General features: G+C 71.2%; 21 protein-coding genes and 1 pseudogene. 9 read left to right on the top strand and 13 right to left on the bottom strand.

What is annotated here, in order from left to right:
* Nucleotides 1-46: 46 nt before the first annotated feature.
* Both ACIA73_RS05410 and ACIA73_RS05405 read right to left on the bottom strand, forming a co-directional pair.
* On the bottom strand, nucleotides 47-1,123 hold the full coding sequence (locus ACIA73_RS05410; protein WP_399436959.1) for a helix-turn-helix transcriptional regulator: 1,077 nt from the start codon (nucleotides 1,121-1,123) through the stop codon (nucleotides 47-49).
* 1 nt (nucleotide 1,124) lies between these two features.
* Nucleotides 1,125-2,108: a DUF4097 family beta strand repeat-containing protein gene (locus tag ACIA73_RS05405; protein ID WP_399436958.1), complete on the bottom strand. Its 984-nt coding sequence runs from the start codon at nucleotides 2,106-2,108 to the stop codon at nucleotides 1,125-1,127.
* 148 nt (nucleotides 2,109-2,256) lie between these two features.
* Between ACIA73_RS05405 and ACIA73_RS05400 the strand changes: the two genes are divergently transcribed.
* Nucleotides 2,257-3,099 carry a hypothetical protein gene (locus tag ACIA73_RS05400; RefSeq protein ID WP_399436957.1) on the top strand — a complete coding sequence of 281 codons (843 nt, stop codon included), beginning with the start codon at nucleotides 2,257-2,259 and terminating at the stop codon, nucleotides 3,097-3,099.
* Nucleotides 3,100-3,174: 75 nt separating this feature from the next.
* Here the strand turns inward: ACIA73_RS05400 and ACIA73_RS05395 are convergent, their stop codons facing one another.
* A complete protein-coding gene (locus ACIA73_RS05395) occupies nucleotides 3,175-3,357 on the bottom strand; it encodes a DUF6104 family protein (protein WP_399436956.1) in 183 nt (60 codons plus the stop codon).
* Between the two features lie 202 nt (nucleotides 3,358-3,559).
* On the opposite strand from ACIA73_RS05395, the gene ACIA73_RS05390 reads away from it, so the two are divergent.
* From ACIA73_RS05390 to ACIA73_RS05370, 5 genes and pseudogenes are all read left to right on the top strand, one after another.
* Complete coding sequence (locus tag ACIA73_RS05390) at nucleotides 3,560-3,844, top strand: hypothetical protein (RefSeq protein ID WP_399436955.1); 285 nt, start codon at nucleotides 3,560-3,562, stop codon at nucleotides 3,842-3,844.
* A 212-nt stretch (nucleotides 3,845-4,056) separates the two neighbouring features.
* A pseudogene (locus ACIA73_RS05385) lies at nucleotides 4,057-4,113 on the top strand (hypothetical protein); the annotation flags it as partial.
* A gap of 55 nt (nucleotides 4,114-4,168) precedes the next feature.
* On the top strand, nucleotides 4,169-4,894 hold the full coding sequence (locus ACIA73_RS05380) for a tetratricopeptide repeat protein (RefSeq protein ID WP_399437457.1): 726 nt from the start codon (nucleotides 4,169-4,171) through the stop codon (nucleotides 4,892-4,894).
* 83 nt (nucleotides 4,895-4,977) lie between these two features.
* Complete coding sequence (locus ACIA73_RS05375) at nucleotides 4,978-6,774, top strand: aminotransferase class I/II-fold pyridoxal phosphate-dependent enzyme (RefSeq protein WP_399437456.1); 1,797 nt, start codon at nucleotides 4,978-4,980, stop codon at nucleotides 6,772-6,774.
* Entirely contained in the window at nucleotides 6,771-7,580 is an 810-nt protein-coding gene (locus ACIA73_RS05370) for a phosphatidate cytidylyltransferase (protein WP_399436954.1), read from the top strand. Before ACIA73_RS05375 ends, ACIA73_RS05370 begins: the two co-directional genes overlap by 4 nt.
* Nucleotides 7,581-7,684: 104 nt before the next feature.
* On the opposite strand, the gene ACIA73_RS05365 is transcribed toward ACIA73_RS05370, so the two are convergent.
* The 6 genes from ACIA73_RS05365 to ACIA73_RS05340 form a co-directional block, all read right to left on the bottom strand.
* Nucleotides 7,685-11,527, bottom strand: coding sequence for a multifunctional oxoglutarate decarboxylase/oxoglutarate dehydrogenase thiamine pyrophosphate-binding subunit/dihydrolipoyllysine-residue succinyltransferase subunit (locus tag ACIA73_RS05365; protein WP_399436953.1), 3,843 nt, complete (start codon nucleotides 11,525-11,527; stop codon nucleotides 7,685-7,687).
* Nucleotides 11,528-11,817: 290 nt separating this feature from the next.
* A complete protein-coding gene (locus ACIA73_RS05360) occupies nucleotides 11,818-12,873 on the bottom strand; it encodes an ATP-binding protein (RefSeq protein WP_399437455.1) in 1,056 nt (351 codons plus the stop codon).
* 197 nt (nucleotides 12,874-13,070) lie between these two features.
* Nucleotides 13,071-13,808, bottom strand: coding sequence for a response regulator transcription factor (locus ACIA73_RS05355; RefSeq protein ID WP_362418308.1), 738 nt, complete (start codon nucleotides 13,806-13,808; stop codon nucleotides 13,071-13,073).
* Between the two features lie 380 nt (nucleotides 13,809-14,188).
* Nucleotides 14,189-15,319 carry a 5'/3'-nucleotidase SurE gene (surE, locus tag ACIA73_RS05350; protein ID WP_399436952.1) on the bottom strand — a complete coding sequence of 377 codons (1,131 nt, stop codon included), beginning with the start codon at nucleotides 15,317-15,319 and terminating at the stop codon, nucleotides 14,189-14,191.
* A 220-nt stretch (nucleotides 15,320-15,539) separates the two neighbouring features.
* A complete protein-coding gene (locus ACIA73_RS05345; protein WP_399436951.1) occupies nucleotides 15,540-17,288 on the bottom strand; it encodes a glycoside hydrolase family 3 protein in 1,749 nt (582 codons plus the stop codon).
* Between the two features lie 63 nt (nucleotides 17,289-17,351).
* The gene (locus ACIA73_RS05340) at nucleotides 17,352-18,599 is read right to left on the bottom strand and encodes an MFS transporter (RefSeq protein ID WP_399436950.1); all 1,248 of its coding nucleotides are present in this window, start codon (nucleotides 18,597-18,599) and stop codon (nucleotides 17,352-17,354) included.
* A gap of 191 nt (nucleotides 18,600-18,790) precedes the next feature.
* Between ACIA73_RS05340 and ACIA73_RS05335 the strand changes: the two genes are divergently transcribed.
* The 3 genes from ACIA73_RS05335 (at nucleotide 18,791) to ACIA73_RS05325 (ending at nucleotide 22,064) form a co-directional block, all read left to right on the top strand.
* Nucleotides 18,791-19,465 carry a TetR/AcrR family transcriptional regulator gene (locus ACIA73_RS05335; protein WP_399436949.1) on the top strand — a complete coding sequence of 225 codons (675 nt, stop codon included), beginning with the start codon at nucleotides 18,791-18,793 and terminating at the stop codon, nucleotides 19,463-19,465.
* Between the two features lie 290 nt (nucleotides 19,466-19,755).
* Nucleotides 19,756-20,826, top strand: coding sequence for a rhomboid-like protein (locus tag ACIA73_RS05330; RefSeq protein ID WP_399436948.1), 1,071 nt, complete (start codon nucleotides 19,756-19,758; stop codon nucleotides 20,824-20,826).
* A 128-nt stretch (nucleotides 20,827-20,954) separates the two neighbouring features.
* On the top strand, nucleotides 20,955-22,064 hold the full coding sequence (locus ACIA73_RS05325; RefSeq protein ID WP_399436947.1) for a serine hydrolase domain-containing protein: 1,110 nt from the start codon (nucleotides 20,955-20,957) through the stop codon (nucleotides 22,062-22,064).
* 111 nt (nucleotides 22,065-22,175) lie between these two features.
* On the opposite strand, the gene ACIA73_RS05320 is transcribed toward ACIA73_RS05325, so the two are convergent.
* From ACIA73_RS05320 to ACIA73_RS05305, 4 genes are all read right to left on the bottom strand, one after another.
* Nucleotides 22,176-23,048, bottom strand: a complete 873-nt coding sequence (locus tag ACIA73_RS05320) for a geranyl diphosphate 2-C-methyltransferase (RefSeq protein ID WP_399436946.1) — start codon at nucleotides 23,046-23,048, stop codon at nucleotides 22,176-22,178.
* A 15-nt stretch (nucleotides 23,049-23,063) separates the two neighbouring features.
* Entirely contained in the window at nucleotides 23,064-24,242 is a 1,179-nt protein-coding gene (locus ACIA73_RS05315) for a family 2 encapsulin nanocompartment cargo protein terpene cyclase (RefSeq protein ID WP_399436945.1), read from the bottom strand.
* Nucleotides 24,243-24,353: 111 nt separating this feature from the next.
* Complete coding sequence (locus ACIA73_RS05310) at nucleotides 24,354-25,778, bottom strand: family 2B encapsulin nanocompartment shell protein (RefSeq protein ID WP_399436944.1); 1,425 nt, start codon at nucleotides 25,776-25,778, stop codon at nucleotides 24,354-24,356.
* A 193-nt stretch (nucleotides 25,779-25,971) separates the two neighbouring features.
* Nucleotides 25,972-26,481 (bottom strand): hypothetical protein, encoded by a 510-nt coding sequence (locus ACIA73_RS05305; protein WP_399436943.1) that lies wholly within the window; start codon nucleotides 26,479-26,481, stop codon nucleotides 25,972-25,974.
* Nucleotides 26,482-26,496 lie beyond the last annotated feature (15 nt).

Below are 26,496 nucleotides of genomic sequence, written 5' to 3'. Positions count from 1 at the left end.
CCACTCGTGCCGCACCCTCCCCCCACTCCTCGCGTTCTCGCGCCGGTCAGTCCTGCGGACCTCGCAGCAGTCGGCCGACGTGGGCCGCCGCGGTCGCCAACCGGGCACGGGATTCGGCCAGTTGGGCGTCCGTGACGCCGTGGTCGCGGGCCGCGTCGCGGATGTCGTCGCGGAAGCGGTCCAGGAGGCGGTCCAGTTCGCGGGCCGGGTCCGAGCCGGGCTTCGCGTCCTCGTGGGCCCAGTCCGGGAGGGCGTCGGCGGGGACGGAGTCCTGCGGGGTACCGGAGGGGCCCGACGGCTTGGTCAGGTCCGCGCGCTCCACCGTGATGTCCGGCGCCTCCGAAGGGGCCTCCGACGGCTTGCTGCCCCAGCGGCCGAAGTCCTTGCCGAAGTCCTTGCCCAGGTCGCGGCCGATCTCGCCCAGCACGTCGCGCACCGCGGACGGCCAGTCGCCCTTGGCGACATGCGCGCGTACCTGCTCCTCGACCTTGCGGGCCGCCTGCTGCATGTGCTCGCGGGCGCGCTCCGAGGCCTCCTTGGCCTGACGGCGGGCCTGCTGGGCGTCCTCGCGGGCCCGGCGGGACTCGTCCTTCGCGCGGCGGGCCTGCTCCTTCCACTCCTGGCGGGCCTTGCGCATCTCCTCCTTGGCCAGCCGCCACGCCTCCTTGTCGCCCCAGGGGCCGCCCCAGTCACCCGGGCCGCCACCCGACTCCTTGGCGCCCGCACCGGCCGCCCCGCCCGAAGCCGCCGCCTGCTCGCGCATCTCACGGCGCAGGTCGCCGGCGGCACCCCGTACATCGGCACGGATCTCGGCGGCCAGCTCGGACACCGACTCGCGGATCTCCAGTTCCAGGTCGGCCAGCTCGCCGCCGCGGCCTGCCAGTTCCTCGCGGCCCGCCTCGGTGATCGAGTAGACCTTGCGGCCGCCCTCGGTGGTGTGGGTGACCAGGCCCTCGGCCTCCAGCTTGGCCAGGCGCGGGTAGACCGTGCCGGCCGACGGGGCGTACAGGCCCTGGAAACGCTCCTCCAGGAGCCGGATCACTTCGTAGCCGTGCCTCGGCGCCTCGTCCAGCAGCTTGAGCAGGTAGAGGCGGAGACGGCCGTGGGCGAAGACGGGAGCCATGTCAGAGGACCTTTCCGGTCGAAGGAGCGTCGTCGGAGGGCGGGGTGTCCGAGGGGGCGCCCGAGGGAGGCGTGTCGGACGGGGGAGCGGCCGGCGCGTCCGCCGGTACGTCGTCGTGGGGCGGGCGGCGCAGCAGGGCGATGGATCCGGAGACCGTCGTCGCGCGCAGCTTGCCCGCACCCGTGCCGAGCGTGCCGGTGATCTTCTTCTGGGCCCAGCCCCAGGCGCTCGGACCGCCGTGCGAGGAGGAGCCGCCTCCGCCGGACACCCGGAGGTCCTCGAAGGCGTTGGAGACCGTGCCGCTGGTGGTGTTCGCCTCGACCTTGGCGTCCGCCGGGTGCGGCAGCCGGATCGCGATCTCGCCGGAGACGGTGGTCAGGGCGATGTCGGTGGGGCCGTTCTTGGTGTCCACGTCGATGACCATCGCGCCGCCGACCGACTCCGCCCGCACGGACGAACCGGCGCAGTCGACCACCGTCAGATCTCCCGTCACCGACTTGAAGCGCAGATCGCCGGTGAGGGACTGGGCCTCGACGTTGCCGGAGGCCGTGTCCGCGCTCACCGCGCCGGTCAGTCCGGTCAGGGCGACCTCGCCGGTGACGCTCCGCACCTTGGTCGCCGCACGGACGCCGGAGACCACCGCGCTCGCGCCGACCACTCCCACATCGACCCGCGCGCCGGCCGGGACGGCCACCGTGACGGTGGCCCTGCGCTGCCAGCTGCGCTGGTCGAAGAGCTTGTCGAACTGCTTGAGGAAGCCCTTCCAGGGCAGGTCCTCGTAGGTGACCGTGAGCTTGCCGTCCTCGTGCGTGACGACCAGCGGCGGTCCGTCCAGCTCGGTCACTTCGAGGCGGGCGGACGGCCCGTCCAGCGGTCCGTCCGTGCCGACGACATTGACGGTGCCATTGACGACGCGCACGCTCAGCGAGGTCACGGGCGCGTCGAAGTTGAGTTTCTGCGGTTCGGTGACGGACCACTCGGACATGGTGATTCCTTCCCCAGTCAGTCTTCCCCGTGGACGCAACATATCGCGTCTTCTGCTCAACACGATATATCGCGGTTAGGTGAAGTCAAGGTAAGGAACGGAGGAGCGCGAGAGGTGGGGGTGGGGGATTTGGCCTAGCGTGGTCGTTATGTCACAGCCGGTCTCTCCCTCCGTACCCGCCGTCGGGGCCACCGGGGCCCTGCTCCTCTGCCGGGCTCCCGTCGCCGACGTACGCCCAGCGGCCCATCTGCTGCGCGAGCGGATGCTGCTCGCCCCGGCGGGGCACGGCTGGAGCGTGCTGGTCCCGGAGGGCAAGCCGTGGCTGGCGACCGACAGCGCGCCCGAACCGGTCGACCGGGTCCTCGCGGGCTGGGCCACCGCGCTCGCCGTCAGCACCAACTGGCCGGTGCTCGCCCTGTGGTGGGACCCGGACCGGGCCGGCTACTCACTGGCCGCCGGATTCCGGCGGAGCGTGGGGTACGAGTGGCTGTCGGACGGCACGCCCCTCGGCGAGGACGAGGCGATGCGCAGCTTCGCGGTGCGGCTCGGCCTGGACCCCGTGCACGACATGGAATCCCTGGAGGCACTGGCCAGGCCCGACAGCGACGCCGACGCCAGGGCCAGGCTGCTCGGCCTGGTCGCCGTACTGCACCGGGCCGGCCTCGCCCTGCCGCCGGGCCTGACCCCCGGCGAGAGCGCCGACCGGCTGCGGGAGGCGGCCAGGGTGGGCCCGGGGGCGGAGAGCGTGGAGTGGGCCGGCTGGCGGGACGCCCTGCGCGCGGAGCTCGACCGGGTCGATCACAGCCCGCTGGGCGAGTGGGTGCGGGGACCTCGCGCACGCCTGGTCGGAGCGGCCCAACTGGCCTGCGGCGCACCGCTGTTGCTCTGGGGGATGCGGCGCGGCGGCGCGGGCTGGGCGGTCGCGGGCGGGCTGCTGATGGCGCAGGGGGCGGCGGGACTGACGTACGACAGGATCAGGGCGCGGGGGTAGGACCTCCCGCACGGCTGCCCCGGGGTCTCCCTGTCGCAGGGGCCCCGCTGCTCGCCGTCGTCGTCCTCCGGCTCCCTACTCGTCCTCGTCCTCGTCGTCCAGCCGCGCCAGCCACGTCGCCAGCCGCTCGATGGGGACCTCGAAGTCCGGGTTCAGGTCCACGAACGTACGCAGCTGCTCGGCAAGCCACTCGAAGGTGACCTCCTCGGTGCCGCGCCGCTTCTCCAGCTCTTCGATGCCACGGTCGGTGAAGTACATGGGGAAAGGATAAAGCGGACCTGGGTGTCGTGTTTCGCGCGGGATTGCCGAGCGGAAGGTTCCGGATCCGGCCCTGACCCGGTGACTTCCACGGGCTGCCCGGCAACCGTGACGGCCGGTAACCTCGTCGCAACCCAAGAGAACGAGCGCGCACGGCAGTTGGGGCGAACACGGGGGGTCATCATGGGCGGCGGAGTCCGCGATGCCTGAGGCCGGACAGTGGCCGGCCGAGCTCGCCGGGGCCGGAGGCACGATTTCCCCGACCTTCCGTGTCACCGGCCTGTGCCGTACCCGCTACCGCTACTTGCCCGCCACCCGCCTCGGTCGCGTCTTCGCCACCACCGCACTCAACCTCATCCGCATCGACCGGTGGCTGACCGGCACCCCGCTCGGCGGCACCCGCACCTCCCGCCTCGAAGCCCTCACGCTCGCGGCCTGCCAGCCCGAATCACGCCTTCCTCAGCCGAGTCCTTCACGCCGGTGGTGAAGCGAATCAGATGACCGGGGCGCGGAGCGCACCGGATACGTGCGGGGCCAGGGCAGCGATGCGAAGCGTCGCGGCATCCGTTTCGGCATCCGGCGGAGCCGCACCGGTGGTGCGAGGTGGAAGGGTGCGCAAGGTTACGTGAGTTCACCGGATCGGGTGATCGGTCAGGGATATACCTTCGAGTGGGGTGCGGGTGTCCAGGCTCCGGTGTCATGCAGATACGGTATGCCTTCCAGCTCGAACCGACCCCGTTCCAGGAGCGGTTGCTGGCACGGGTGTTCGGCTGCGCCCGGGTGGTCCACAACGACGCGCTCGCACTGCCGCCTGCACGCCCAGGTCCTCGACAAGAACCACGGCGAAACCCTCATCGCCGAACACAACCTCGCCCTGTGCATGCGCCGCGACGGCAACCTCAACTACGCCTGCGCCCTGATGCGCAAGGTCCGCGACCGCATCATCCACCGCCGCGGCCCCGCCCACCCCGAAGCGCTGCTGGTCAGCGCCGACTACGCGATGCTGCTGCGCGACACCGGCGACCTCCCCGGCGCCCGGGCGATCGCCGAGGACACCCTCCAGCGGTACGCCGCCCAACTGGGCCCCGCACACCCCTACACGGCCGGCGCCGAGGACAACTGCGCCCTGGTCCAACGCGACCAGCAGGAGCACGCCGCCGCCCTCACCCGCTCCGAACGGGCCCGCACCACCATGGAGACCGCCCTCGGCGCCGACCACGTCTGGTCCGTCGGCATCGCCATGAACACCGCGTCCGCACGGGCGGCAGTGGGCGACACCGAAGGCGCGGCCACCCTCGGCCGCGACGCCCTCCAGCGGGCCCGCGCGGCCGTCGGCCCGCACCACGTCCTCACCCTCAACATGGCCTCCGGCCTCTCCCAGGACCTCCGCTCCCTGGGCCGCACCGCCGAGGCGGACCACATCCTCGCGGACGCGGTCACCCACCTCACGGCCGGCTTCTCCGAGGAACACCAACAGGTCCAGCACATGCTGGCGGGCCGCCGCCCCTACTGGGACTTCGAGCCGCAGGTGATCTGAGTACGCACACTCATGTGCCGCGCCAGGCGTGCCCCAAAGATGTGCACAGGACGAGAATCCCAGCCAGAAAGAAGCACCCATTCATGAGCCGGGCCCTGCAACTGCGTGCCGCCACTCCCGAAGACCTGGACTGGATCCACGAGTTGAGACACCGGGTGTACGCGACCGAACTCGGGCAGCACGCGCCCCACCCCACCCAGCGCCTGCACGACGCCCTGGACGGCGAGAACGTCTACCTGGTCGCGGCCCGGGGCCCGGTGCGCATCGGCTTCGTCAGCCTGACACCGCCCTGGGCGGGGCGGTACGGACTGGACAAGTACCTCACCCGCGACGAACTGCCGCTGCTGTCCGAGGGCGGGGTGTTCGAGGTGCGCATCCTCACCGTTGAGCCACGCTGGCGGACCACCTCGGCCGCTCCGCTGCTGATGTACGCGGCGCTGCGCTGGGTGGCCTCCCGGGGCGGCCGCCACGTGGTGGCGATGGGCCGCACCGAACTGCTCGGCATGTACCGGGCCGTCGGGCTGCGCCCCCTGGGCCGCACCGTCCGCAGCGGGGCGCTCACCTTCGAGGTGCTGGCGGGTGAGGTCGCCGACCTCACCCGGGTCGCGACGGGCCGGTACCCCACAGCCGTGCGGCGGATGGGCGCCGCCGTGGACTGGCAACTGGACATGGAGTTCGCCCCCCGGGCCGACGGCTGCGAGCACGGCGGCGCCTCCTTCTCCGCCATCGGCCCGGACTTCCGCACCCTGCACCGCCGCCACGAAGTCGTCTCGGCCGACGTCCTGGACGCCTGGTTCCCACCGGCCCCCGGTGTCCGTGCGGCACTGACGCAAGACCCGGACTGGGCCGCCCGCACCTCCCCGCCCGCCGACGCCCAGGGGCTGCGGGCGGAGATCGCGGCGGCGCGGGCCCTGCCCGAGGACGCGGTCGTCACCGGCGCCGGCTCCTCGGACCTGATCTTCCGGGCCTTCGGTCAGCTCCTCACCCCGGAAAGCAGGGTGCTGCTGATGGACCCGGGGTACGGCGAGTACGCCCACCTCACCGAGAAGGTGATCGGCTGCACGGTCGACCGGTTCCGGCTGTACGCCAAGGACGGCTGGCGCATCGACCAGGAACGGCTCGCCGAGGCCGTCGCACCGGGGCACTACGACCTGGTGGTGGTGGTCAACCCGAACAACCCCACCGGGCGCCACCTCCCCGCCGCCGCCCTGCGCACGCTCATCGCCGCGGCCCCCGCCCGGACCCGCTGGTGGATCGACGAGGCCTACCTCGGCTATGTCGAGCAGAACGAGTCGCTCGCCCCACTGGCCGCCGTGAACCCGCGGGTCCTGGTCTGCACCTCACTGTCCAAGATGTACGCGCTCTCCGGGATGCGCGCCGCCTACCTGGTCGCCGAACCCGCCCTCGCGCAGCGCCTGCGCCACTGGACACCCCCGTGGAACGTCAGCCTCCCCGCCCAACTGGCCGCCGTCGCCGCCCTCCGCGACCCGGACCACTACCGCGAACAGTGGTCACGGACCCACGACCTCCGCCGCCGGCTGGCCGCCGCCCTGACCGGGGCGAACGAGGGCCTCGTGGTCGAGGAAGGAGTGGCCAACTTCCTCAATGTGACGCTGCCGCACGACGGACCGAGCGCCGCCCGGCTGGTACGGGAATGCCGGCGCCACGACGTGTATCTGCGCGACCTCTCGCCGCTCTCGCCCCAGTACGAAGGGCGCACCGTACGCATCGCCGTCCGGGACGAACCGGAACAGCAACGGATCGTCACCGCCTTCGCAGCGGCACTGCGGGCGCTGCACCCGGCCTCACCGCTCGACGCCGCGCACCCGTCGGACGCCGCGCACCTGTCCCCGAGCCCGTCCCTCGAATCCGCCCGATGACCACCACCGTCGCTGCCCTCGCCCCCGTTCTCGGTGGGGCGCTGGCCGTCGGGGGAGTGGCCGTTGCCGCGTCCCGGCGCCGCGAACTGCTCCTCCGGTGGTGCGTCTGGGCGGTCGCCGTGCCGCTGGTCACCGCGGCGTTCTGGTGGGGCCCGCCGGGAATCGCCTTGCTGGCCCTCGTGGTGGGTGTGGTCGCCGCCATCGAGTTCGGCGCCCTGACGAAGCTGCCGCGTACGGACACCGCGGTGCTGGCCGCGGCCGTGGCGGGCACCGTACTGACCGCCTGGCTGGCGCCCGGTCAGGAGCTCCGGGCCGGCATTGTCGGAGCGCTCGCCGTGGCGGCCGTCCCGCTCCTGGCCGCCGACACCAAGGACGGCCTGCGCCGGCTCGCGACCGGTCTGCTCGGCCTGCTCTGGCTGAGCTCGCTGGCCGTACTGATCCCCCTCGGGGCAACCGCCCTCGCCCTGTTCGTGGCGGTCTCCGTGGCGGACATCGCCGCCTTCTTCGCGGGCCGGCACCTGGGCGGACCACGGCTGTCGCCGCTGTCCCCGGCCAAACGCTGGAGCGGAACCCTGGCGGGAGCCGCGGCGGGCGTCGCCGTCCTCGCCGCCCTGTCCGCCCTGACCTGGCCGACGGCCCTCGCGGTGGCGGTCGGCGGCCCGGCCGGTGACCTGGTGGAGTCCATGGTCAAGCGAGGCGCCGAGGTGAAGGACTCCGGCAACTGGCTGGCCGGCGCGGGCGGCCTGCTCGACCGGATCGACTCGCTGCTCCTCGCGCTGGTCGTCGTGGTGGTGCTCGGGTTCTGACGCCGTACCGGAAGGGCCCGGCCCCGCGAGGTTCCACCTCGCGGGGCCGGGCCCTTCAGCTACGTACGCGCACACCTCGGCGCACGCGGCCTGCGACGCACGACTCAGGCGTCGAAGACCTCGTTGCACAGTGCCTGCTGCTCGGCCTGGTGGCGCTTGGCCGAACCCACCGCCGGGGAGGACGAGTGCGGACGCGAGATGCGCCGCAGCCGCTCGCCGTGCGGGATGTCCGCGCCGACGGCCAGGTCGAGGTGGTCGATCAGGTTGAGGGCGATGAAGGGCCAGGCGCCCTGGTTCGCCGGCTCCTCCTGGGCCCACAGGTACTTCTCGGCGTTGGGGTACTTGGCGATCTCGGCCTGGAGCTCGGCACCCGGGAGGGGGTACAGGCGTTCCAGGCGGATGATCGCGGTGTCCGTGGCGCCGCGCTTCTCGCGCTCGGCCTCCAGGTCGTAGTAGACCTTGCCGGCGCAGAAGACGACCTTGCGGACGGCCGCAGCGTCCACCTTGGCGTCGCCGATGACCGGTCGGAAGCCGCCGGTGGTGAACTCCTCCGCCTTGGACGCCGCCGCCTTCAGACGCAGCATCGACTTCGGGGTGAAGACGATGAGCGGCTTGTGGTGCGGGTTGTGGACCTGCCAGCGCAGCAGGTGGAAGTAGTTCGACGGGAGGGTCGGCATGGCGACCGTCATGTTGTTCTGGGCGCACATCTGGAGGAAGCGCTCCGGGCGGGCGGACGAGTGGTCCGGGCCCTGGCCCTCGTAACCGTGCGGGAGGAGCAGGGTGACGCCGGACGTCTGACCCCACTTCTGCTCGGCGGAGGAGATGAACTCGTCCATGACGGTCTGCGCGCCGTTGACGAAGTCACCGAACTGGGCTTCCCAGATGACCAGCGACTCCGGGCGGGCCAGCGAGTAGCCGTACTCGAAGCCCATCGCCGCGTACTCGGAGAGCAGCGAGTCGTAGACGTTGTAGCGGGCCTGGTCGTCCGAGAGGTACTGGAGCGGGGTGTAGTCCTCGCCCGTCTCCTGGTCGACGAGGACCGCGTGACGCTGACCGAAGGTGCCGCGGCGCGAGTCCTGGCCCGCCAGGCGGACCGGGGTGCCCTCCATCAGCAGGGAGCCGATGGCGAGCGTCTCGCCCATGCCCCAGTCGATGGTGCCGTCGGAGACGGAGGCCGCACGGCGCTGCATCTGCGGCATCAGACGGGGGTGGACGTGGATGTGGTCCGGGATGTTGACCTGCGACTCGGCGATCCGCTTCACGGCCTCCTGCGAGATCGCGGTGGTCACTGCCACCGGGAACTCGGCCTGGGGGTCGCTGTACGGGGCGGCGGCGGGGGCCGAGGTGGCCTCGCGGACCTCCGCGAACACCTTCTCCAGCTGGCCCTGGAAGTCCTGGAGCGCCTGCTCCGCCTCTTCCAGGGTGATGTCGCCGCGACCGATCAGGGACTCGGTGTAGAGCTTGCGCACCGAGCGCTTCTTGTCGATCAGGGTCACCATCTGCGGGTTGGTGAACTGCGGGTTGTCGCCCTCGTTGTGACCGCGGCGGCGGTAGCAGATGAGGTCGATCACGACGTCCTTGTTGAACGTCTGGCGGAACTCGAAGGCGAGCCGCGCGACGCGGACCACGGCCTCCGGGTCGTCGCCGTTCACGTGGAAGATCGGCGCCTCGATCATGCGGGCCACGTCGGTGGCGTACATCGAGGAACGCGAGGCCTCCGGGGCGGCGGTGAAGCCGACCTGGTTGTTGATGACCACGTGGACGGTGCCGCCGGTGCGGTAGCCGCGCAGCTGGGACATGTTGAACGTCTCGGCGACGACACCCTGGCCGGCGAAGGCCGCGTCACCGTGCAGGGCGACCGGCAGGACGGTGAAGTCCGTGCCGCCCTTGTTGATGATGTCCTGGCGGGCGCGGGCGATGCCTTCGAGGACCGGGTCGACCGCTTCGAGGTGCGAGGGGTTCGCGGCCAGCGAGACCTTGATCTGCTCGCCGTCGAGACCGGTGAAGGTGCCCTCGGCGCCCAGGTGGTACTTGACGTCGCCGGAGCCGTGCATCGACTTCGGGTCGAGGTTGCCCTCGAACTCGCGGAAGATCTGGGCGTACGACTTGCCCACGATGTTGGCGAGGACGTTCAGGCGGCCGCGGTGGGCCATGCCGATGACGACCTCGTCCAGACGCGACTCGGCGGCGCTGTCGATGACGGCGTCGAGCAGCGGGATGACCGACTCGCCGCCCTCCAGCGAGAAGCGCTTCTGGCCGACGTACTTGGTCTGCAGGAACGTCTCGAACGCCTCGGCCGAGTTCAGCCGGCGCAGGATGCGCAGCTGCTCCTCGCGCTCCGGCTTGGAGTGCTGGCGCTCGATGCGGTCCTGGAGCCACCTGCGCTGCTTGGGGTCCTGGATGTGCATGAACTCGACGCCGGTGGTGCGGCAGTACGAGTCGCGCAGCACGCCGAGCACATCGCGCAGCTTCATCAGGGTCTTGCCCGCGAAACCGCCGACGGCGAACTCGCGCTCCAGGTCCCACAGCGTCAGCCCGTGCTCGTTGATGTCGAGGTCGGGGTGCTTGCGCTGCTTGTACTCCAGCGGGTCGGTGTCGGCCATGACGTGGCCGCGCACCCGGTAGGAGTGGATCAGCTCGAAGACGCGGGCGGCCTTGGTGACGTCGTCGTCGTGCGAGGCGTCGATGTCCTTGAGCCAGCGGACCGGCTCGTAGGGGATGCGCAGCGCCTTGAAGATCTCGTCGTAGAAGTCGCTCTCACCGAGCAGCAGGTTCGCGACGTTACGGAGGAACTCGCCGGACGCGGCGCCCTGGATGACCCGGTGGTCGTACGTCGAGGTGAGGGTCATCACCTTCGAGATACCGAGCTTGTTGAGGGTGTCCTGCGAGGTGCCCTGGAACTCGGCGGGGTAGTCCATGGAGCCGACGCCCATGATGACGGCCTGGCCGGGCATCAGACGCGGGACCGAGTGGACGGTGCCGAGGCCACCGGGGTTGGTCAGCGAGACCGTGACGCCGGTGAAGTCGTCCATGCCGAGCTTGCCGTCGCGGGCCCGGCGGACGATGTCCTCGTACGCCTGCCAGAACTCGAAGAAGTCGAGCGTCTCGGCCTTCTTGATGCCGGCCACCACGAGCTGGCGGTCGCCGTTGGGCTTCACCAGGTCGATCGCGAGACCGAAGTTGATGTGCTCCGGCTTGACCAGGGTCGGCTTGCCGTCCTTCACCGCGAAGGAGTAGTTCATCGACGGCATGGCCTTGATGGCCTGCACCATGGCGAAGCCGATGAGGTGGGTGAAGGAGATCTTCCCGCCCCGGGCGCGCTTCAGGTGGTTGTTGATGACGATGCGGTTGTCGAAGAGCAGCTTCACCGGGACGGCGCGCACGGAGGTGGCCGTGGGCACTTCGAGGGAGGCGTTCATGTTCTTCGCGACGGCGGCGGAGGGGCCGCGGAGCGTCACGAACTCGGGGCCTGCGGGGGCCTCGGTCGCGGGCTCGGGCTGCTTCGCGGCGGCCGGCTTGGCAGCCGGGGCGGCGGCCTTCGGCGCGGGTGCGGCGGCTGCGGGCTTGGCGGCCGGAGCGGCCGGAGCGGCCGGAGCCTGCGCGGCGGGCTGCGCCGGGGCCGGAGCGGCCGGGGCCGCGGGGGCGGCCGGAGCTGCCTGAGCCGGTGCGGCCGGAGCCGCGGGGGCGGCCTGCGCGGGGGCTGCCTGCGCCGCCGGGGCCTGTGCGGCGGGTGCGGGCTTCTCGGCCGTACCGCCGGTGGCTCCCGGCTTGTAGTCGGCGAAGAAGTCCCACCAGGCGCGGTCGACGGAACTGGGGTCCTGGAGGTACTGCTGGTAGATCTCGTCGACGAGCCACTCATTGGGACCGAAGGCCGCGGCAGGGTTCTTCCCCTGCCCGTCCGGATCGGTGGACGAGAGGCTTGAGCTACTGGGGGACTGAGACGACACGGCGTTAACCGCCCTCTTCCGCTTCGCAAGGTGGTGGACAGCGGAAATAAAGGCTACGCCTCCCCGGCCGCGAGATGCAGACCGGGCGGGCCATCCGTCGCGTAAGTCACATCGGAGAGCTGGTTTCGGCGCGCGTTTTGGCGGGAAACAAGCGTGGTTCCGTTGTGACCGGGCGTCAGCCGGGTGTGAACGGGGTGCCGAGCCGGGTGCATCCGGCCGAGGATGCGACCTTTGCTCCCGCATCCTGGCAGGACGGACGCAGAACGTCCGTTTCTGGTTCGAACCCTACGTCAACCGCGCGGGCGGACGTTCCCCGGAAGGCTGACCTGGATTCGGCAACCACGTTCTGATTCGGCCACACCGATGTGGCCACCGTGGAGATCGACCGCCCAGCGCGCGATGGCCAGGCCCAGGCCCGTACCGCCGTCACTTCCCGACGAGGGCTTGGCGGGCGCCTTCCCCTGATTGAAGCGTTCAAAAACCCGGTGCCACTCCGACTTGGGTATGCCGGGCCCCTCGTCCAGGACTTCAAGCTCCAGGCCTTCCGGCAGCTCACCGCGCCGGGCCCGCACCGTCACCCGCCCGTGCGGAGGACTGTGCTTCACCGCGTTGTCGATCAGGTTGGCGACCACCTGGTGCAGCCGTGCCTGGTCCGCGTGCGCGGTCAGCTCGGGCGGGGAGACATCCAGGTGCAGATGTACGTCCTTGCGCGTGTGGTGTCCGGACCCGGAGACCAGCCCGCGCTGCGCGGCGGCCAGATTGGCCTCCTTCAGCACGCCCGACAGATACGGCCACACCTCGAAACGGTGCGCCCGCAGCGGGACGACGCCGTTGTCCAGTCTGGCCAGATCCAACAGGGTCTCCACCAGACCGCCGAGCCGCTCGGTCTGCTTGAGTGCGGTCCGCATGGTCTCCGGGTCGGCGGCGACGACGCCGTCCACCACGTTCTCCAGTACGGCACGCAGCGCCGCGATCGGCGTACGCAGTTCGTGCGAGACGTTGGCGACCAGTTCCTTGCGGTTCTGGTCGACGGCCTGGAGCTCCTCCGCCATGCGGTTGAGCGTGGTGGCCAGCCCCCCGAGCTCGTCCCTGCGGCCCTCGCCGCCGACCCGCCCGGTGTAGTCGCCCTGCGCCATCCCGGCCGCGACGTCACGCATCTCGTCCAGTGGTTTGGTGAGGTTGTGCGCCACGAACTGGGTGATCAGCATCGACGCGATGATCGAGAAGACCGTGATGAAGCGCAGCTCGGTCTTGGTGGCCAGCGCCACCATCACCAGCCCCGTGGTCAGCGCCACGGACACCACCACGAGCGCGACCAGCTTGGCCCGGATGGTGAAGGGCCGCAGCGCGATGAGGGGACGCAGCGCGAAGAGCCCCTTGCCGAGGATTCCCCGGCTCAGCAGCGGGTGCGTGCGGATCCGCTCACCCAACGGCCGGCTTACCCGCTGCCCGCAGTCCGGGCACCGACGGGCCGGGCGCGACGACTCCCGCCGCCCCGCCGCCGAGCGCCGCACAGCGGCCCGCTTCGTACCGGCCGCACTGCTCACGGCGCCGGGGTCTCCAGCGCGTAACCCACACCGTGCACGGTACGGATCCGCTCCGCACCGATCTTCCGGCGCAGTGCCTTGATGTGGCTGTCGACGGTCCGGGTGCCCGAGGCGTCCGCCCAGTCCCAGACCTCCGCCAGCAGCTGCTCCCGGGAGAGCACCGCCCGCGGCGTGTTCGCCAGACAGACGAGCAGGTCGAACTCGGTGGGAGTGAGGTGTACGTCCTCGCCGTGCACCCGCACCCGGCGCTGCGCGTGGTCGATCTCCAGCTCGCCGAGCCTCAGGATGCCGCTGCGCGGAGTGGCGGCGGCGATGGTGGCCCGCTCGACCCGGCGCAGCAGCACGTGCACCCGGGCCGCCAGCTCACGCATGGAGAACGGCTTGGTCATGTAGTCGTCCGCGCCGACCCCGAGCCCGACCAGCATGTCGGTCTCGTCGTCACGTGCGGTGAGCATCAGGACCGGGACCGGCCGCTGTGCCTGCACCCGGCGGCAGACTTCGAGGCCGTCGAAGCCCGGGAGCATGATGTCGAGGACCATGAGGTCCGGCTGCCAGGCCTCGGCCGTGTCGACGGCCGCAGGGCCGTCACCGGCCGTCTGCACCTGGAAACCCTCGGCCCGAAGCCGGGCCGCGATGTTGTCCACGATCGTTGAGTCGTCCTCGACGACCAGTACCCGGCGCTGTGCACCGGGCGTGGCCGCGAGTCCGTTGTGGCTGGTGTGTGTCTGCTCCATCGCCCCGCCCCTGGAGTGCGTTCGTAAGATCTCGCGGTCAGATGAGCAGCGTAAGCGCACTGACCAGCCCACGGCTACGCGCTGCGAACAACGGACCGGGTACGCAACCGGTACTCACCGGGCAAGTCGGGCTTCTTCGCCGAATCTTGCTGAATCCGACATTCCGCAATGACTCTTCGTAAGTCCGGGCGCTGCAACTCGCCCTGAGCACAAGGAAGTAGACGTTGCGTAGGCAAGGTGTCCCGCTGTGTTGCCACAGTGACGCGTAGTTCACCCGAGGCATGGTTGTACATCCATCCGTGGGGAACCTGTGAATGTTCTCTCCTGTGCGGGGTCCTGGGTACGGGACCGGGGCCGCCGGCCCCGCACCGAGGGGGTCGTCAGGCGCGCGGGGCGCCGTGCTTCACGTAGTTCTCCAGCTCGCGCAGCTCACGCCGGCCGTCGACGGAGGTGCCGTACGTCCGGTCCCAGGTGATCGGCGCGACGGTGATGTGGTTCCGGTCGAGCAGCCAGGTCTGGTCGGCGTCCGCGCGGGACTCGTCGCACTCGCCGCCGGTCTGCGGCTTGCCCACGCAGAGGCCGAGGGTGATGTCGAAGGAGTCGCCGTTGTTCTTCTGCGCGTAGTCGTGGAAGACGGCCGCACCGTTGCCGACGCGGGTCCAGACCGGGGCCCTGGTCGGCTCGCCGTTGGTGGTGTCCGGGTAGTCGACCTTGACCGCGAACTTGCCGGTGAGCAGCCGGTGGTGGCGCATCCCGGCGAGGAACCTCGCCCCGAACTCCGCCTCCTTGCGGTACGTCGCCACCGGGAAGGCGGTGTTGCCGGCGTCCCCCTCCGCGCTGAACGCCACCGCCGGGACCTCCTGGTCGATGGCGGCCACGGCGGCACCCACCGTGCCGGAGTCGTTCACGCTGGCGGCGACGTTGGGCCCGGAGTTGATGCCGGTCAGCACCACGTCCGGGTCCTCGGTCCAGCCCGCCTTGGCCTTCAGCCCACCGCGCAGCGCCAGCTTCACGGTGTCGGCCGGGGTGGCCGACGGGGTGTCCTTGCCGCACGGTCCTTCGGCCAGGCACACCCCGAAGACGGGGGAGCCGGACGGGGTCCCGGCGCAGTCCTTCTCGTAACCCGCGGGCAGCGTGGTGCGCTGCTGCGCGGTCAGTACGCCGCCGTTGGTGACGGCGGTGCCCTTCCCGGACTGGACCTGCCAGGGGGCCATCACGACGACGTCCGCGCCCGCGTCACACATGGCGCGGCGCAGCTCGTAGAGGCCGAGGCCGTCGGAGTTCGAGGGCTTGGCGGCCTGCATGCCGTCGTCGTTGGAGATCAGGACGCGCATTCCGGCGAGCGGCTTGGCGGGCCCGGTGGGGCTGCCGGGCTTCCCGGGCTTCCCGGGGTGCTTGGCGGAGGAGGTCGCGGCGGGCGCCGCTTCCTTCGGTGCGCCGGTGGCGCCGAGGCCGGTGACGACGAGGCCCGCGGTGGTCAGTGCGAGGAGAGTGCGACGTGCGGAACGCATGGGATGGCGGTCCCTTCCAGGCAGGGGTACGGGGTGGAGGTCCGGCCCGCGCGGAAAGGGGACAGCGCGCGAGCGGCGGCGTGGAGGGCGTACGCGCACAAGAAAGGGCCCGGGACCCGGCCCCCCACAGGCGGGCCCCGGACCTGGGCCCGCCTGTGGCGACGGGCCCGGCGCGGGACTGTTCAGGAACCCCGCGCGGTCTGGTGGGAGAAGCGTCCGGTCAGATCTCCAGGCCGTGGCCGTAGGCGAAGACCGGGTTCTCGGTGTCGTTCGGCACGTCCGGGCGGGCGGCCTCGACGGCGGCCATCGAGCGCGGCAGCTCGAAGGGCAGCCGCCCCTCGGCCCTGGCCCGTCCGAAGGCCACGTCCAGGAGGGCCGCGTCGCTCGCGCCGAAGTCGGCGATCACGGCGGCGGCGTGCTCGGCGATCTCGGGGATCACCGCGGCCCGCTCCAGGTTGATGCCGACCAGGGTGGGCACCGACTCCAACAGGGCTACGATGCGTGCCAGTTCGTCACCCTCGAAGGCCAGCGTGCCGGAGTGGAAGAACGACTCGAACCTGTTGGCGCGCTCCTCGTAGGGCGTCCGCAGCCGGATCACCGCGAAGTCCGCCCCGGCCGGGGTGGCGACGACCTCGCCGTACTCGGCGGCGACGGCGGCGTCCACGTTCTCGACGTAGAGCTTCGGCCGCCCGGAGAGGGGGAGTGCCGACGCACGGTTGGACAGGACGGTCAGCGAGCGGCGCTGGGCGGCCGCTCCGGCGGCCTTGAAGTCGGCGCGGCCGACCGTCTCGGCGGCCAGGTCCACATCGACGTAACGCCGCTCGAAGAGACCGAGCACGAACTTCTCCGTAAGGATGCGGCGCACCGAGAGGTCGATCCGCTCCTCGGAGATCTTCCCTTCGCGCACCAGCTCCACGATCACCTCGGGGCAGGCCTCGCCGCCGAACTGGTCGCAGCCCGCCTCGATCGATCTGGCCGCCAGCTCCGGGCGGGACAGGTGCTCGACGCCCCAGGCGCGGGCCGGGTGCGGCTCACCGAAGATCTGCGACTCGCTGAGCAGGCCCCAGTCGGTGCAGACGATGCCCTCGAAGCCCAGCTGATCCCTCAACAGCCCCTGCACGACACCCTTGTTGAAGCCGAAACCGACCTCTTCCCAGTCGGTGCCGACCGGCTGCCCGTAGTACGGCATCATCTGCGACGCACCGGCCGCGATGGCCGCCTTGAACGGCTCCAGGTGGTGCTCGCGCATCCCGCCCGGGTACACCTGCTCCTTGCCGTGCGCGAAGTGCGGGTCCTCGCCGTCCTTCTGCGGGCCGCCGCCGGGGAAGTGCTTGACCATGGTGGCGACCGAGTCCGGGCCGAGCCGCTCGCCCTGGAGGCCGCGCACGTACGCCTGGACCAGCTCGGCCGTCACCTTGGCGTCCGAGCCGAAGGTGCCGTTCTGGCGGGACCAGCGGGGCTCGGTGGCCAGGTCGATCTGGGGGTGCAGGGCGACCCGGAAGCCGACCGAGAGGTACTCGCGGCGGGCGATGTCCGCGAACTCCTCGACCAGTGCCGGGTCGTTGATCGCGGCGAGACCGAGCGGCTCCGGCCAGGCGGAGAAGGCGCCGGCGTTGAAGGAGGCGCCGACGTTGTCGGTGAAGGAGTGGCGCGGGTCGGTGGAGAGGGAGACCGGGATGCCGAGGCGGGTGCTGGCGGCCATCTCCTGGACCGCGTTGGCCCACCTCGCCATCTCGCGCGCTCCGTAGGTGCCCAGGAGGTTGAAGTGGGTGAGGTGCTTGCCCTCGATCATCTCCGGGGTGGTGTACGGCAGCATCGAGCCGTCGGTCTCGGTGACCAGCGTGCCGTCCGCGTTCATCATCAGCATGTCGTGGAACATCTGGCCGGCCTTCTCCTCCAGCGTCATGCGGGGGAGCAGGTCGTCGACGCGCTGGTCGGCGGTGAGGCTGGGGTCCTGGTAGGGGTGCATGGTCGACGCTCCTGGGAGGTGAAGAGGGGTGAGGGGGAGGGAAGTTGAGGGCTGCGGGACCGGTTACGCCGTGGACCTGATGAACCGGGAGGCGATCGCGCCGCCCGCCGCGCAGAGCCCGCCGAACAGGAACAGCGCCCCGTAGTTCTGGCCGCCGTCGGCCGAGCCCGCGCCGATCGCGAGGATGAACGGCGCCACCATCGGCACCAGCGACTGCGGGAAGGCGATCGCGATATTGAGCACGCCCATCCCCTGGGCCGAACTCTCCGGATCGGGCAGCACCTTGGCGGCCAGCGCCATGTCCACCGACAGATACAGCCCCTCGCCGAACCCGAACACCGCCATGGCCAGCAGGAACGTCCCGTACGACGCGGTGAACGCCATGGTCCCGAGCGCCACGGCCACCAGTACCGCCGAAGCCAGCACGAACGGCTTGCGCTTCCCACTGCGGTCGGAGAGCGCCCCGCCGAGCAGTGACCCCGCCACCGTCGCGCCGACCATGATCAGCGTCCCGGTGAACATCTTCGCCGCGACCTCGCCGCGGCCGAAGCCGAGCCGGTCCATCAGGAAGTACACCTGATAGCTGGTCACACAGGAGTCCGCCACGAAGATCATGACGCGGCTGCTGAAGTACCGGGCGAAGTCCGGGTGCTTGCGCGGGTCGATCCAGAAGGACCCGAGGAAGTCCTTCGTGCGGTACGGAGGGAACGCGCCCGGCGCGGCCGGCCGGTCCTTCATCACCAGCGCCAGATACGTCACCGACGCCAGCCCGATCAGCCCGGGTACCAGGAACGCCGGCAGCAGCGACCCGTGGAAGAGCTGCGCCAGGAACGACCCCAGCACCATCGCCACCGAGATCATCATCCCGACGAAGCCGGACACCCGGCCCCGCTGATGTTCCGGAATCAGGTCCGGAAGGCAGGAGGCGAGGGCACAGAGCGCCGCGTTGCAGCCGAGCTGGCACACCGCCCAGCCGAGGGTGAGCACCGGTACGGAGTCGCCGAGCGCGACCACCGTCAGCCCGGCCAGCGCCACCGCCATCCCGCCCAGCAGCCAGGGCCGACGGCGGCCGAAGCGGCTGGTGGTGCGGTCGGAGAGGGCACCGAAGAGCGGGTTGCCGAGCATCGCGAGGATCGCCCCGACGGAGAGCACCAGGCCCAGGCTCGCCCCGCGTTCGCTCTCCGGGACCAGCTGCGCGATGCGCAGGGCCAGCGTCACGATGACCGGGGTGAGGACGGTCAGATACAGCCCGAGCTGGGCGAGGGCCAGTCCGACGACGAGGGAGCGAGGGGCATTAGTGACACGTGTCACTGACGCGCCTGAAGTCGCCTCGTTGCGGTCGATGACCATCGTGAACTCCGGGGGGAGGGGGTGCCGTCGGCCTCGGTGCCGACCTGCGAGCACAAGCTAAACCCGAAAACCGAGTACCCACTAGGTTTCCGTTGTGTTGCGTGGATCACACCCGGAGGCGGGCGCGCGCGGGGTCGTCCTAGGGTGGCTCCATGACAGCGAGCACGGGCCGCACGACCCGAAAGAGCGCAGGTCGGGGCAGCTACGCCGTGGGCGAGGCGCGCCGTCAGCAGATCCTCGACACGGCCATCGAGCACTTCGCCCAGTGGGGCTTCCACGCCTCCTCGATGGCCCGGATCGCCCACGACTGCGAGATCACCCAGGGCGGACTGCTGCACCACTTCCGCAGCAAGGAGGACCTGCTCCTCTCCGTCCTCGCACAGAGCGAGCAGCACGACATCGAGCAGCTCTTCGCGACCGACCCCGACACGGTCGCCGAGGGCATGGAGGCGGTCGTCCGCCTCGCCGAGTCCAACACCCGGCGCCCCGGCCTGGTCCGGATGTTCAACGTCCTGGTCGGCGAGGCGGGCAACCAGGGGCACCCCGCCCACGCGTACTTCCGTGCCCGGTACGACCGGGTCCTCGCCCACACGGTGGGGGTGCTGCGGGCCGGGGCCGACCGGGGCGAGGTCCGCCCGGACGTCGATGTGACGGCCTTCGCGCAGGAGCAGATCGCGGTGATGGACGGACTCCAGTTCCAGTGGGCGCTGGACGCGTCCGCGCTGGACATGCCGGCCCTGCTGCGGGCCTACCTGGACCGCACACTGCGGCACATCACGGTCGACGGGAGCGGGTTGCCGTCGGCGGGGGCGCCGGGCTCCGCGTGAGGGTTGTCGATTCCCGCCCCCTGACGCCCTCGCACCTGTGAAGGTTGCCTCGCACGGTATCAATGTGAGGTGAGTCATAGACGTGCCGGGATCCGTGCGGGGAAGGTGAGCGTTGTCTGCATCAGGAGGAGTTCGCGGACCGGGGCGGCGTCCCGGACCGGAGGCCCTCTCCGCTCCAGCAGCAACACGCGAACGAACGCGAAAGACGCGGCCGAGGGACACGGGCGTGGCTTGACGATTCCGGCCGCACGCCTCCGGGTGCGACGGCCGGGGGAATGGGGCCTCACGCAGTGCACCGCGCCACGAACACCGGCCGGCCCGGCCGGCCGGCCATGACCACCGCCGCGCCCCCCTGCTTCCTGCCGGGCCGGCGCACCGCGACGCCCAACGGCACGCTTCCCCTCACCGCACGCGGACCCGCCCCGGCCCGCACCGCCCCGGCCCCCGTCGCCCCGGACGCTTCCACCCCTCGCGGGGGCGTTGCCTCCGACGCCGTGCCGGATCGCGCCCGTCCCGGCACGGTGGCCGCCCGCTCTGGCCGTGCGGCCACCACTGCCCCGGACCACAACACCCCCGGCACGCACGCCACGGCCCCGGGCACCTCCACCACCCCGGGCACCTCCACCACCCCGGGCGTCCCCACCACCCCGGGCACCTCCACCACCCCGGGCGCCCTGGGTGCGCGCAACGACCCCGGCGCCCACCCCCAAGGCCCGCCGCCCAGGCGCTGGCACCTCTGGCATCTGCTGCCGACCCCCACCGGCACCCCCTTCACCTTCTGTTACGCCCTGGTGCTGGTCGCCACCTCGCTCTACGCGCAGCTCGGCGACCCGGCCACCGTCAACGCGATCCTCCGCGCCTCCAGTACCGATGTCGCGCACCTCACCAGCACCCCCGTCCTCGCCCTGGTCGGCAGCGCCCTCTGGGTGGCGGGCGGCCTGGCCTCCCCGTACGCCCTCGGCTTCCTGGTCGTGCTCACCGCGCTGGAGCGCCGCATCGGGGGGCTGCGTACCGCAGGGGTCTTCGTCTTCGGGCATGTGGTCGCCTCCCTCGTCACCGAGATCCCGGTCGGCATCGCCGTCTGGACGGGGCACCTCCCGGAAACCTCCCTGCACCGCCTCGACTTCGGCATCAGCTTCGGTCTGATGGCGTGCGTCGGCGCACTCGCCGGGGTGCTGCGACTGCCGTGGCTGCGCTGGGGACTGCTGGGCGCCGTCGCCCTCGTACTCCTCCAGGACCTGATCGCGTACGCCGACCCGCTGACCGCACTCGGACACCCGCTGGCGCTGTGTCTGGGGCTGGCGACCTGGCCGCTGGTGCGCCGCTGGAAGGCGCGTCGGGCGGCACCCTCGTACCTCTAGCGCCCGCCGCCCTCCAGCGCCCTCCGGGGCGCCCGGAGTGTGACGTACGTCTCGCATGATCCACCGATGAGTTCGCGCCCTCCGCGAGGTCGTACGGGTGACAGTCGGACCTACGGAGGGCTCTTCCCGTGTCGTACATCCAGAAGCAGCTTCAGCACGCCGTCGACGAGCTGGTGGAGTCGGGTGCCGAGCGCGGTGTCCAGGTGTCCGTCTACCGGCACGGGCGGCCGCTCGCCGAGGTGGTCGCGGGGGTCGCCGACCCGGAGACCGGCCGCGAGGTTCTTCCGGGCACGCCCTTCTACAACTTCTCGATCGGGAAGGGCGCCACCGCGACCGTCGCCCATGTGGGCGTGGAGCGCGGATGGTTCGGGCCGGCCGGGTACGACACCCGGGTGGTCGAGCTGTGGCCCGAGTTCGGGGCCCACGGCAAGGGGGAGGTCACGCTGCGGCACATCCTCACGCACTCCGCCGGTGTCCCCGGCGTCCCGGCCGGAACCACCGTCGCCGACGTCTGCGACTGGGACACCATGTGCGCGGGCATCGCCGCCTGTGAGCCGTGGTGGGCGCCCGGCACCGCCGTCGGATACCACGCCTACACCTTCGGATACCTGGTCGGTGAGCTGGTGCGCCGGGCCACCGGCCGTGGCATCGGACAGGTGCTCCGCGAGGAGATCACGGCTCCGCTCGGGGTCGCCGACGAGCTGTGGTTCGGGATGCCCGAGGCCGAGCAGCTGCGTCTCGCCCGCCTGGAGGACGGCCCGTCCGGCGACTTCGACATGAGTCAGCTTCCCGAGGACATGCCCATGCTGAAGGCCTCGCCGGTGCACCTCTTCCCGTCCGCCGACTTCGGCAACCGCCCCGACGTACTGGCCGCCGACATCCCCGCCGGTGCCAAGACCTCGGCGCGCGCGATCGCCCGGATGTACGCCGCGCTGCTCGACGAGGTCGACGGTGTACGCCTGCTGTCCCCGGACCGTACCCGCGAAGCCACCACCCTCACCGCCGGCGGCACCGACCAGGTCTTCGGCAACGAGTCCCGCTGGGGCCTCGGCTACAGCATCGGCCTTCCCGACGGCGCCACGGAGGGTGCCGGAACCGTCTTCGGCATGGGTGGCGCGGGCGGCAGCTGGGCCGGCGCCGACACCGCCACCGGCACCTCCTGGGCGATCACCAAGAACGTGCTGAGCGCGGACTTCGCCACGGCGAACCGTCTGACGGAGATCATTCGCGCCGCATAGAGCCCGCACGAGGGGAAGCAGGCAGGGCCCGCACGAGGGGAAGCAGGCGGGGCCCGCACCGGTCCGGTGCGGGCCCCGCCCGTTTCGCAGCCTGCGTCGAAACCCCCGGTCTCAGACCCGGTCCGCCGCGATCAGCACGTACTGGAAGGAGCCGTCCCGGTAGGAGTTGATGAAGGCCTCCTCGATGCCGGTGACCAGGGAGGACGTGGCGCGCAGCTCCCAGTAGGGGAGGGTGTCGGGGGTGAGGTCGATGACGGCCTGCGGGACCAGGCGGTTGTCGGCCATCGCCTTGAGGTACTCGCGACGGGAGTGGATGTTGCACTCGAAGTGGGCGTTGATCTGGGAGACCCACTTGGAGGGCTGGCCGTAACGCGGGTTCCAGCAGCCGGTGATGGTGACATAGCGGCCGCCGCGCTTCAGGACGCGGGAGTGCTCGGCGAAGAGGTCGTCGAGGTCGACGTACATGGTCGACTCGTTGTTCCAGGAGGCGGTGGCGGTGCCCGTCTCGAAGGGCATGTCGAGCATGTTGCAGACCTGGGCGCGGACGTGGTCCTGGATACCGAGCTCCCGGGCCCGGCGGTTGCCGAACTCGGCCTGCTTGGCGGAGAGGGTGACGCCCTCTGCGCGGCAGCCGAAGCGCTGGTGGGCCATGACGGAGGAGCCGCCGCGTCCGCAGCCCGCGTCGACGACCGTGTCCTCGCGGCCGACGGCGCCGAGGTGGTCGAGCAGGACCTCGGACTGGGCCGACTCCAGCCGGTGGAGTTCGGCGATCAGCCGCTTCTCGTACTCGCTGTCCTGGGAGTCGCCGAGCGACTCGTGGTCGATGTCGCCGATACCGTAGTGGTGGTGGTACAGCCCGTCGACGTCGCCGAGGCGCAGGTTGACGGGCCTGGCTTCCTGGTCCCAGTAGCGGGCGATGTCGCCCTGATAGGGCGAGGCGGGCGACGGGACGGTGGTGCCGGTGGCGATGTCGGTGCTGGTCACAGTGGTGTGGCTCCCTTACCAGAAGTCGGGCAGGCTGTAGCGGAAGGTGTTGGTCCGGTGCCAGTAGTGGTTGCCGTCGACCCAGACGGCCACGCCCCTCAGGAAGCGCAGCAGGCTCGGTACGGGGCAGGCGGCGGCCAGCGAGGCGGCCTCGGACTCGAAGGTGTGCATCAGGTCGTTGTGGACCTCGATCGCCTTGAGGTAGGCGTCCCTGTCGGACATCCCCTCGCGTTCGGCGATCACCACCGGGAGGTTCAAGTGGCGTCCCGGCGCGGCGAGTTCCTTGGTGTAGGAGTAGAGGTCGTTGACGAGGGTGGTGGCGTTCCCGGCCAGTGCGATGACCCGCTGGGTGTCCGGGCGCGCGTGGAGGTGGGCGGGCAGCTCGTATCCGCCGACGGTGTCGGTGATGGTGGGGCACGGACGGAAGTTGTTGAACTGACGCATCGCCAGGTATTCCCACACCTCCGGCACGTGGTCCTCCTGGGACCACGCCGCCTCGGCGAGATAGCCCAGGTGCAGCCGCGCCATGTCATGCCGGTACCGGTCCGCCTGGGCGGCGCTGGCGTCCTTGAGGAAGTACGTCATGGCCGAGTGGTACGCACGGCGGGGCGCGTCCGACCCGAGTGACTCGACCCATGGGGGTGCGTACTCCTTCGTGGTGTGCAGCGGGTCGAGAGCGGTGTGCGCGAGCAGCAGCCGGCTGCCGAGGCCGACGGGGGAGCCGCCGTGGTCCTCGCAGTAGCAGTCGTCCAGCGCGTTCTCCGCGACCATCAGCCGGGTGGCGATCATCAGGTGGTCGACGCTGGGCGCGTCCGGGTGGCAGGCCACCATGTACTTCCCGACGGAGAAGCCGTCGAACTGGTCCTGCCACTGGGCCGGAACCGCCTGTACCTCGTCCACCGCCCACGCCTTGATCCGGCGCCCGACCTCCGCCACCCGCGCCTCGTCGGGCGGCAGTACGGGGTGGTGGTAGAGCCCGGGGATGGCGGTCCCCTCCTCCGTGTCCGGCTCCGGCACCTCGGGTAGCGGCACCGGCGCGGATGGCTCCTTCTCCGGTACGCCGCCCAGTTCCATCCGCAGTCCGCTGGTGCCCAGCCCACTGGGGCCGCGCAGCAGGCGCTCCAGATGCGGGGGCGACTGCGGAGGCACGGGGGGCGGGCTCGTCCGGGGCAGCGTGGGCCCGGCATCGGACATGCGTAACTCCTAGCGTTGCGCGGTGGGTTGGGGCAGGGAGGGCCGGCCCGGCGCCGTACGGCAGACACGGGCCGGACAGCCGGCCGGGCGACTGGCCGGCCGACCTGCCCGCTAGCTGCTCCGCCTGCGGAAGATCTGCACGTTCTCCAGCACACCCAGCGCATCCGGCAGCAGTACGGCGGCGGAGTAGTACGTGGTCACCAGATACGAGATGACCGCCTGTTCGCTCATCCCCATGAACCGCACCGAGAGCCCCGGTTCGTGCTCCTCCGGCAGCCCGGTCTGCCGCAGCCCGATCACCCCCTGGCTGTCCTCGCCGGTACGCATGGCGAGGATCGAGCTGGTGCCCTCCTTGCTGATCGGGATCTTGTTGCAGGGCAGGATCGGCACCCCCCGCCAGGCCGGAACCTGCTGGCCGCCGAGGTCGACGTGGTCCGGGTAGAGCCCGTACGCGTTGAAGCCGCGCCCGATGGCCGCGATCGTCAGCGGATGGGCGAGGAAGAGCTTGGTGCCGCGCCTGCGGCAGAGCAGATCGTCGAGGTCGTCCGGGGTGGGCGAGCCGCTGTGGGTCTCGATCCGCTGCTTGAAGTCCGCGTTGTGCAGGAGCCCGAACTCGCGGTTGTTGACCAGCTCGTACTCCTGGCGCTCCCGCAGCGCCTCGATGGTGAGGCGCAGTTGCTCCTCGGTCTGGTTCATCGGCCCGTTGTAGAGGTCGGCGACCCTGGAGTGGACGCGCAGGATGGTCTGCGCGACGGAGAGTTCGTACTCGCGCGGGCGCAGCTCGTAGTCGACGAAGGCGCCGGGGATCCGGGCTTCCCCGACATGTCCGGCCGACATCGGGATCTCGGCCTCGCCGTGCTTGGTCTGCCCGCGCTGCCCGCGCTCGGCGAACCGCGCCAGGTGCGCCCGCAGGGCGGGTGACTGCCCGGTTACGTCGTCGAAGTCCGACCGGGACAGGGTGAGCAGCGTGCCGGAGGTCTCGGCGGTGGCGGTGGCGTCCCACAGGGGGTCGGTGCCCAGCAGGGCGTCGGCGCCGAAGTGCGCGCCGTCCGCGAGCACGCAGACGCCGGTCTCCTCGCCGTACTTGCCGAGCGAGGTCCGGCTGATCCGGCCGTGCGCGATCAGCTGCAACTGCTCCTGCGGCGTGCCCCGTTCGACCAGCACCTCACCGGCCCGGAAGTCCCGCTGCACGCACCGGTCGGCCAGCGCGGTCAGTACCCCGTCGTCCTCGAAGCCGCGCAGCAGGGCGAGTTCGCCCAGCTCGCGGGGGACCACCCGGACGTCGCCGCCGTCCTGGAAGAACTCGATGCGGCCGTCGCCGACGGTGTAGTTCAGCCGGCGGTTCACCCGGTAGGTGCCGCCCGTGGTCTCCACCCAGGGCAGCATCCGCAGCAGCCACCGCGAGGTGATCTCCTGCATCAGTGGCGCGGACTTGGCCGTGTGGGCGAGATTCCGGGCGGCCGCGGTACTCAGACTGGACTGCGCGGGCAGCGCGGCCCGGGCCTCCTGAGTCTCCTGGCCGGTCTCAACGGTCATCGGGCGGGTGCTCCTTCGGGAGGAGGGCAGGGGCAGAGGGTGCGAATGACGTGGAATCCGTCCAGATCCACGGGAACGCTAGCCGCCGGTGCCCCCGGATCGCCCGGAGAGGCCGTTGAGTTAATTCGATGCAGCGATCTTGGTGTGCGAAAGGTTTATCCGATGAGAGGGCGGGAGTGGCTTGATGTGTACGTCAGTTGAGCCCGGGCAGCGCCGCGATCACCCGGTCCAGCTCGGGGATCTTCTTCATGCCGTCGGTGGCGACCTCACGGCCCTGGTAGATCACCGCGGTGGTGATGCCGTCCCTCACGGGCGGGTCGGCCATCGACACCCGGGGCAGCCGCGCGAAGCCGGAGTCCGCGAGGGCGTCACGGAGTTCGGCCAGCTCGGCCTTGCCCATCCGCCCCTTCTTCGGGGCCTTCTTGCGGTCGAGGGTGGTGTACGTGCCGTCACCGTTCACCAGGACACTGCGGAACCGGCCGTCGATGCCGCCGGTGGCGGTGGCGGAAACGAGGCGTTCGCCCTGTGGGGGGAGGGAGTTGGTGGGTGGGGACGAGGGTGCGGGGGGAGTGGCGGGTGGGGTGGAGGGGGGCTGTGAGGTGGGAGGCGCCGAGGGCGTACGGCTCTCCTCCCGCGACGAAGTGTCGCCACCACCGGGCGACTTGCCCGCCTCGGCACCCCCGCCCTGCCCGCATCCGGCCATCAGCAGCCCCGTACA

Origin of the sequence: Streptomyces sp. NPDC051561 (genome assembly GCF_044454195.1) — a bacterium.
In the GTDB taxonomy this organism is placed as follows: domain Bacteria; phylum Actinomycetota; class Actinomycetes; order Streptomycetales; family Streptomycetaceae; genus Streptomyces.
The sequence above is the reverse complement of the archived record's forward strand: the minus strand, read 5'-3'. Positions and strand labels throughout refer to the sequence as shown.